The sequence below is a fragment of the Shigella sp. SIG3 genome, assembly GCF_053555855.1.
In genome coordinates this window covers 24656-32337 of sequence record NZ_JBQZXE010000035.1, presented here as the reverse complement: position 1 = coordinate 32337, position 7682 = coordinate 24656, and the positions used below count along the sequence as shown (strand labels likewise).

6 protein-coding genes and 1 pseudogene are annotated in these 7682 nt (G+C 50.0%); 2 read left to right on the top strand and 5 right to left on the bottom strand.

The window, feature by feature from the left end:
* Positions 1 to 91: 91 nt before the first annotated feature.
* Positions 92 to 628 carry a single-stranded DNA-binding protein SSB1 gene (gene ssb1 / locus ACUU1I_RS08990; protein ID WP_000168302.1) on the bottom strand — a complete coding sequence of 179 codons (537 nt, stop codon included), beginning with the start codon at positions 626 to 628 and terminating at the stop codon, positions 92 to 94.
* A gap of 253 nt (positions 629 to 881) precedes the next feature.
* Here ssb1 and uvrA point away from each other — a divergent pair, with 253 nt between their 5' ends.
* Entirely contained in the window at positions 882 to 3704 is a 2823-nt protein-coding gene (uvrA, locus tag ACUU1I_RS08985) for an excinuclease ABC subunit UvrA (RefSeq protein ID WP_000357740.1), read from the top strand.
* Between the two features lie 34 nt (positions 3705 to 3738).
* Here uvrA and ACUU1I_RS08980 read toward each other — a convergent pair whose 3' ends face one another.
* From ACUU1I_RS08980 to aphA, 3 genes are all read right to left on the bottom strand, one after another.
* Positions 3739 to 4095: an MmcQ/YjbR family DNA-binding protein gene (locus ACUU1I_RS08980; RefSeq protein WP_000155657.1), complete on the bottom strand. Its 357-nt coding sequence runs from the start codon at positions 4093 to 4095 to the stop codon at positions 3739 to 3741.
* 3 nt (positions 4096 to 4098) lie between these two features.
* Complete coding sequence (locus ACUU1I_RS08975) at positions 4099 to 4515, bottom strand: secondary thiamine-phosphate synthase enzyme YjbQ (RefSeq protein WP_000270367.1); 417 nt, start codon at positions 4513 to 4515, stop codon at positions 4099 to 4101.
* 110 nt (positions 4516 to 4625) lie between these two features.
* On the bottom strand, positions 4626 to 5339 hold the full coding sequence (gene aphA / locus ACUU1I_RS08970) for an acid phosphatase AphA (protein ID WP_001226928.1): 714 nt from the start codon (positions 5337 to 5339) through the stop codon (positions 4626 to 4628).
* Positions 5340 to 5740: 401 nt separating this feature from the next.
* Between aphA and ACUU1I_RS08965 the strand changes: the two are divergent.
* Positions 5741 to 5963 (top strand): annotated as a pseudogene (locus ACUU1I_RS08965) (hypothetical protein).
* A 503-nt stretch (positions 5964 to 6466) separates the two neighbouring features.
* On the opposite strand, the gene tyrB reads toward ACUU1I_RS08965, so the two are convergent.
* Positions 6467 to 7660 (bottom strand): aromatic amino acid transaminase, encoded by a 1194-nt coding sequence (tyrB, locus tag ACUU1I_RS08960; protein WP_000486978.1) that lies wholly within the window; start codon positions 7658 to 7660, stop codon positions 6467 to 6469.
* Between the last annotated feature and the right edge of the window lie 22 nt (positions 7661 to 7682).

The window sequence follows — 7682 nt, the reverse complement described above, 5'->3', positions numbered from 1 at the left end:
AAGCCTCCATAACGGAGGCTTCTTTTTTATGGCTGGCAGATGCTTTAATCATCCACCTTAAAACAATATAACCTATTGTTTTAATGACAAATCAGAACGGAATGTCATCATCAAAGTCCATCGGCGGCTCGTTAGACGGCGCTGCCGGAGCGGACTGCTGCGGGCGAGACTGCGCGCCGCCGCTGAACTTATTGCCACCCTGCGGCTGCTGAGGCTGACCCCAACCGCCCTGCGGCTGACCACCACCGATATTGCCACCTGCCGGAGCGCCACCACCCTGACGACCACCCAGCATCTGCATGGTGCCGCCAACGTTCACCACGACTTCTGTGGTGTAGCGATCCTGACCGGATTGATCGGTCCATTTACGGGTACGCAGCTGACCTTCGATATAAACCTGAGAACCTTTACGCAGATATTCGCTCGCCACTTCTGCCAGTTTGCCGAACAGCACAACGCGGTGCCATTCAGTCTGTTCTTTCATCTCGCCGGTCGCTTTATCACGCCAGGATTCGGAAGTAGCCAGCGTAATGTTGGCAACTGCGCCACCATTTGGCATGTAGCGTACTTCCGGGTCCTGACCCAGATTACCAACGAGAATAACCTTGTTTACGCCTCTGCTGGCCATGTTCGTGTCTCCTGAAAAAAATCGTTCTGAATAAGTGTAAACGCGCGATTGTACCATTACCAATAGCGCTTTTACTATGTTGTGACCTCGGTTCCGGGAAACAAACCTGGCCAGACATTGTTACACAACACTCCGGATAATGCATTCCAATACTGTATATTCATTCAGGTCAATTTGTGTCATAATTAACCGTTTGTGATCGCCGGTAGCACCATGCCACCGGGCAAAAAAGCGTTTAATCCGGGAAAGGTGAATGGATAAGATCGAAGTTCGGGGCGCCCGCACCCATAATCTCAAAAACATCAACCTCGTTATCCCCCGCGACAAGCTCATTGTCGTGACCGGGCTTTCGGGTTCTGGCAAATCCTCGCTCGCTTTCGACACCTTATATGCCGAAGGGCAGCGCCGTTACGTTGAATCCCTTTCCGCCTACGCGCGGCAGTTTCTGTCACTGATGGAAAAGCCGGACGTCGATCATATTGAGGGGCTTTCTCCTGCCATCTCAATTGAGCAGAAATCGACGTCTCATAACCCGCGTTCTACGGTGGGGACAATCACCGAAATCCACGACTATTTGCGTTTGTTGTTCGCCCGCGTCGGCGAACCGCGCTGTCCGGACCACGACGTCCCGCTGGCGGCGCAAACCGTCAGCCAGATGGTGGATAACGTGCTGTCGCAGCCGGAAGGCAAGCGTCTGATGCTGCTCGCGCCAATCATTAAAGAGCGCAAAGGCGAACACACCAAAACGCTGGAGAACCTGGCAAGCCAGGGTTACATCCGTGCTCGTATTGATGGCGAAGTCTGCGATCTTTCCGATCCGCCGAAACTGGAACTGCAAAAGAAACATACCATTGAAGTGGTGGTTGATCGCTTCAAGGTGCGTGACGATCTTACCCAACGTCTTGCGGAGTCGTTTGAAACCGCGCTGGAACTTTCCGGTGGTACAGCGGTAGTGGCGGATATGGACGACCCGAAAGCGGAAGAGCTGCTGTTCTCCGCCAACTTCGCCTGCCCAATTTGCGGCTACAGTATGCGTGAACTGGAGCCGCGACTGTTTTCGTTTAACAACCCGGCAGGTGCCTGCCCGACCTGTGACGGCCTTGGCGTACAGCAATATTTCGATCCTGACCGCGTGATCCAAAACCCCGAGCTGTCACTGGCTGGCGGTGCGATCCGTGGCTGGGATCGCCGCAACTTCTATTACTTCCAGATGCTGAAATCGCTGGCAGATCACTATAAGTTCGACGTCGAAGCGCCGTGGGGCAGCCTGAGCGCGAACGTGCATAAAGTGGTGTTGTACGGTTCTGGCAAAGAAAACATTGAATTCAAATACATGAACGATCGTGGCGATACCTCCATCCGTCGTCATCCGTTCGAAGGCGTGCTGCACAATATGGAGCGCCGTTATAAAGAGACAGAATCCAGTGCGGTACGTGAAGAATTAGCCAAGTTTATCAGCAATCGCCCATGCGCCAGCTGCGAAGGGACGCGTCTGCGTCGGGAAGCGCGCCACGTTTATGTCGAGAATACGCCGCTGCCTGCTATCTCCGACATGAGCATCGGTCATGCGATGGAATTCTTCAACAATCTCAAACTCGCTGGTCAGCGGGCGAAGATTGCGGAAAAAATTCTTAAAGAGATCGGCGATCGCCTGAAATTCCTCGTAAACGTCGGCCTGAATTACCTGACACTTTCCCGCTCGGCAGAAACACTTTCCGGCGGTGAAGCCCAGCGTATCCGTCTGGCGAGCCAGATTGGTGCGGGCCTGGTTGGCGTTATGTACGTGCTGGACGAGCCGTCTATCGGCCTGCACCAGCGCGATAACGAGCGCCTGTTGGGTACGCTTATCCATCTGCGCGATCTCGGTAATACCGTGATTGTGGTGGAGCATGACGAAGACGCAATTCGCGCCGCTGACCATGTGATCGATATCGGTCCTGGTGCGGGTGTTCACGGCGGTGAAGTGGTCGCAGAAGGTCCGCTGGAAGCGATTATGGCGGTGCCTGAATCGTTGACCGGGCAGTACATGAGCGGTAAACGCAAGATTGAAGTGCCGAAGAAACGCGTTCCGGCGAATCCAGAAAAAGTGCTGAAGCTGACAGGCGCACGCGGCAACAACCTGAAGGACGTGACGCTCACGCTGCCAGTCGGTCTGTTTACCTGCATCACAGGGGTTTCAGGTTCCGGTAAATCGACGCTGATTAACGACACACTGTTCCCGATTGCCCAACGCCAGTTGAATGGTGCGACCATCGCCGAACCGGCACCGTATCGCGATATTCAGGGACTGGAGCATTTCGATAAAGTGATCGATATCGACCAAAGCCCAATTGGTCGTACTCCACGTTCTAACCCGGCGACCTATACCGGCGTGTTTACGCCTGTGCGCGAACTGTTTGCGGGCGTACCGGAATCCCGTGCGCGTGGTTATACGCCAGGACGTTTCAGCTTTAACGTCCGTGGCGGGCGCTGCGAAGCCTGTCAGGGCGACGGTGTGATCAAAGTGGAGATGCACTTCCTGCCGGATATCTACGTGCCGTGCGATCAGTGCAAAGGTAAACGCTATAACCGTGAAACGCTGGAAATTAAGTACAAAGGCAAAACCATCCACGAAGTGCTGGATATGACCATCGAAGAGGCGCGTGAGTTCTTTGATGCGGTGCCAGCTCTGGCGCGTAAGCTGCAAACGTTGATGGACGTTGGTCTGACGTACATTCGCCTGGGGCAGTCCGCAACCACACTTTCTGGTGGTGAAGCCCAGCGCGTGAAGCTGGCGCGTGAGCTGTCAAAACGCGGCACCGGGCAGACGCTGTATATTCTCGACGAGCCGACCACCGGTCTGCACTTCGCCGATATTCAGCAACTCCTCGACGTGCTGCATAAACTGCGCGATCAGGGCAATACCATTGTGGTGATTGAGCACAATCTCGACGTGATCAAAACCGCTGACTGGATTGTCGACCTGGGACCAGAAGGCGGCAGTGGCGGCGGCGAAATCCTCGTCTCCGGTACGCCAGAAACCGTCGCGGAGTGCGAAGCTTCGCATACGGCACGCTTCCTCAAGCCGATGCTGTAATCGTTAAGGCCGCTTTCTGAGCGGCCTTTTCCTTTCAGAGTTGTACCAGCAATTTACGCTTTTCTTCCGGTAGTAAATTCACTGCCTGCTGATAAGACGCATCCACCAGATAATAGATTTGCGAATCCGGCAGCGAACCGTCGAGATACACGGTGCTCCAGTGCGCTTTATTCAGATGGCGGCTAGGACGCACATCGCTGTGCTGCTGACGTAGCAGCTCCGCCAGCTCCGGGCTGGTTTTCAGCGAAACAGCTGGGCGATTTTCTACTTCTTTCACCATCGCAAACAGTACATCTTCCACTTTGATCTGCGTCGCTTTCCAGTCGTTATGCACGCTCTGTTCTGCGCCTGGTTTTGCCATGCAATATTGTAGCAACTCCGAAATGGTCATTTTTTACTCCCCTTGTAGTGTCGCGATGATGCGACGCGATCCGCCGTGGATGCGATGTTCCCCCAGCCAGATGCCTTGCCAAGTGCCGGTCTGAATACGCCCTTTATGTACCGGCAATACAAGCGATGTTCCCAGCATTGAGGATTTGATATGAGAAGGCATATCGTCTGCTCCCTCATAGTCATGCTCATAATTTCCGTTGTCGGGAACGGTGCGGAGGAAAAAACACTCCATGTCGTGGCGTACGGTGGGATCGCAGTTCTCATTAAGTGTCAGAGAGGCGGAGGTATGTTGCAGCAACAGATGCAGTAAGCCGATGTTAACGCGCGGCATATCAGCCAGCTGATTCAGAATTTCATCCGTTACCAGATGAAACCCACGAGATTTGGCGCTAAGCGTGAGCGTCTTTTGATACCACATGTGCTGCTCCTTGATAAAACTCTCTTAATCAGTTTGCAGCAAGACAGCGAAAGGATAAAGGTGTGATTAAAAAAACAGCATTCGGGAGAGCATCACTCTCTCCCGCTCTGTCAGTATTCTGAATTGACGATCACCTCTTCACCAAACGCACCCGCTTGTGGCAAGGGTTTGTAGGTAGAGTTGGAGGCGCGCAGAATGCGGATACCACGAGCGCCGACATCGCGTGCGGCGGTAATATCGTTATCGGAATCGCCATAAAAAATTCGGATATTTTTATCCTGCAGCCATTGCGATTTTGTATTTTGCCCTGGTTTATCGCCCGCAAAGATTACCGGATTCATGTTGGTGGCAGGAATATGAAAATTATCCGCCAGCGTTTTTGAAACCGTTTCTGTTTTCGTCGGGCTACGACCAGTCACAAAGAAGATCGCGTCACCGCGGCGTACATGCATATCAATCAGCTGGCGAGCGACCTCTTTTGGAATGCTGAATTCATCCCAGCCATTATTCATTTTTTCCCAGAACACAGGATTTTTCAGATAATCTTCGCTTTCTGGCGAGAAGGTTTTTTTGCCGCGCCAGAACCCCGGACTGGAAAAAAGTACCGTGTCATCGATATCAAACCCCACCGCCATTGGCGGACGCCCTGCGAGGCTATTTTCAATTTGTGCGACCGAAACCCAATGAATTGGTGCCTGTTCAGCAAGCCTGGCAACGTTAGTCCCAGGGTTAAGCGGTGAAGGAGATGAGGCCAGGGCAACAGCGGAACTGTTTAGAGCGAACAATAAGCAAACGGCACTGATTGCCTGTGTGATCTTGCGCATATTTTTCCCTAAATAGTCAGTATGTTGAAACTTTTTATTGTGAGATTTGTTGCAAAAACCATCTGACCATAACGCCAGCTGCCGGGGAAAGGAAGGATTATCTGCGGTTTTTGTGATGAAAAGCAGGATGATTATATTTAACCCAGTAAATACGTTCCTGTCTTTTTTTGTATAAAAAATGTTTATTACTCGATGTAAGGATACATTAATTTTACGTTTATTATGATGAATCCTCGGCAAATGAGCGAAATTTGATAGAACATTTATCTGCTGTACGATTTAATGAACTTAATGATACAGCATTACAAAAACAATCGAAGTTTATAAAGATGATTTCTGATTGACCAGCCCCCTACCCTACAATGGTGATTAATTTTATTACTCGCGATGGAGATGATGATATGAATATATCATATGTGAATAGCAACAAAACGACATCTTTACCTGTTGAGCTAGATGCACTAAATAATAAAGATATCTCTTATGCCAAAGATTTCTCTTATGCCAAAGATTTCTTTTTATACATAGAAACACAGTTAAAAATTGCAAAAGATTTTTGTAGACCTGGAGAAGAAGTATCAAGTTCTATTGCAAGTAAAGTTTTTCACGCATTTATTGATTTAGTTAACAAAATCAGGGGTAAGAAAGACTTTATGTATATTTGCACGCTTTGCTGTTTTGCCGAGGAGGTTAAAGGTGATTATTCTCATTACAGGACCTTTTTATTTGATATTGGTAATCAATATAAGGTTAAACTTATACAAAGCGGAAAAAAAGAGTTCTCTTTAACATTAGAATTTAACGATACTATAATTGAATCTCAGAAAGTCACAGGCAATAAGGCAAAGCATATTCTTGAGGATATAGAAATATTCTATCGTAACAAACCCGATACTTATTATTAAATTTAATAATGGTTAGATGTGCAGAAATTATTACTCCACACGAAAAAATAGGGAAAGGAATTCCAGATAATTGGGATAAACTTAACAATAAAAGAACTGACAACGTTTTATTATCTCTCACGTAGAACAACGGCATCAAAAAAATCATCTACAAAGAAATAGTGAAAGCGACGACAGTTTAATTTCACTGCAGGCTGGGTAACTCCAGCCTGCTTTCCTGCATTACATCACCGCAGCAAACGCCTTTGCCACACGTTGTACATTTGCCGTATTTAACCCGGCGACACACATGCGACCGCTGGCGATGAGATAGACACCAAATTCTTCACGTAGTCGGTCAACCTGAGCGGCACTTAAACCGGTATAACTGAACATGCCGCGCTGATTAAGCAGATAATCGAAATTGCGTTCTGGCATCTCTGTGCTTAATACCTTCACCAATTCCTGACGCATTGCCAGAATGCGAGTACGCATCTCTTCTACTTCCGCCAGCCAGCTGGCTTTCAATGCCTCGTCATTCAGCACTGCAGCCACCACCTGCGCACCAAAATTCGGCGGGCTGGAGTAGTTGCGGCGAACTGTTGCTTTCAATTGCCCCAGTACGCGGCCAGCGGCTTCGGCATCTTCACACAGAACAGAAAGTCCGCCGACGCGCTCGCCGTAAAGGGAGAAAATTTTCGAGAACGAATTGCTCACCAGAGCGGGTAATCCAGCGCTGGCAATGGCGCGAATAGCGTAGGCATCCTCTTCCATACCGGCACTAAATCCTTGATAGGCAATATCGAGGAATGGGATAAGCTCGCGGGCTTTGAGAATTTCAATCACCGCATCCCACTGATCATTAGTGAGATCGGCACCCGTTGGGTTGTGGCAACATGGATGCAGCAACACAATACTGCGGGCAGGTAATGTTTTCAGCGTCGCCAACAGGTCATTAAAGCGCACGCTGTTAGTCACTTCGTCATACCAGGGGTAAGTACTCACTTCGAATCCAGCCCCGGCGAATATTGCTACGTGGTTTTCCCAAGTAGGATCGCTGACCCAGACGCCTGATTCCGGGAAGTAGCGTTTCAGGAAATCCGCGCCCACTTTCAATGCCCCTGAGCCGCCAAGGGTTTGAATGGTTGCTACGCGCTGTTGTTGCAGTACCGGATGGTCCGCACCAAACAGCAGCGGCGCAATGGCATGGCGATAGCTGTTAAGCCCTTCCATCGGTAAATAAAGCGAAGCGCCATGGGGCTGCGCATTCAGGCGCGCTTCCGCCTCCGCCACGGCTTTCAATTGTGGAATAATTCCGTCTTCGTTGTAGTACAGACCGATACTTAAATTCACTTTGTCGCTGCGAGGGTCTTCTTTAAAACGCTCCATAAGCGTAAGAATCGGGTCGCCAGCGTAGGCGTCAACTTTTTGAAACACGCGATGGTTCTCCAGGTTTACG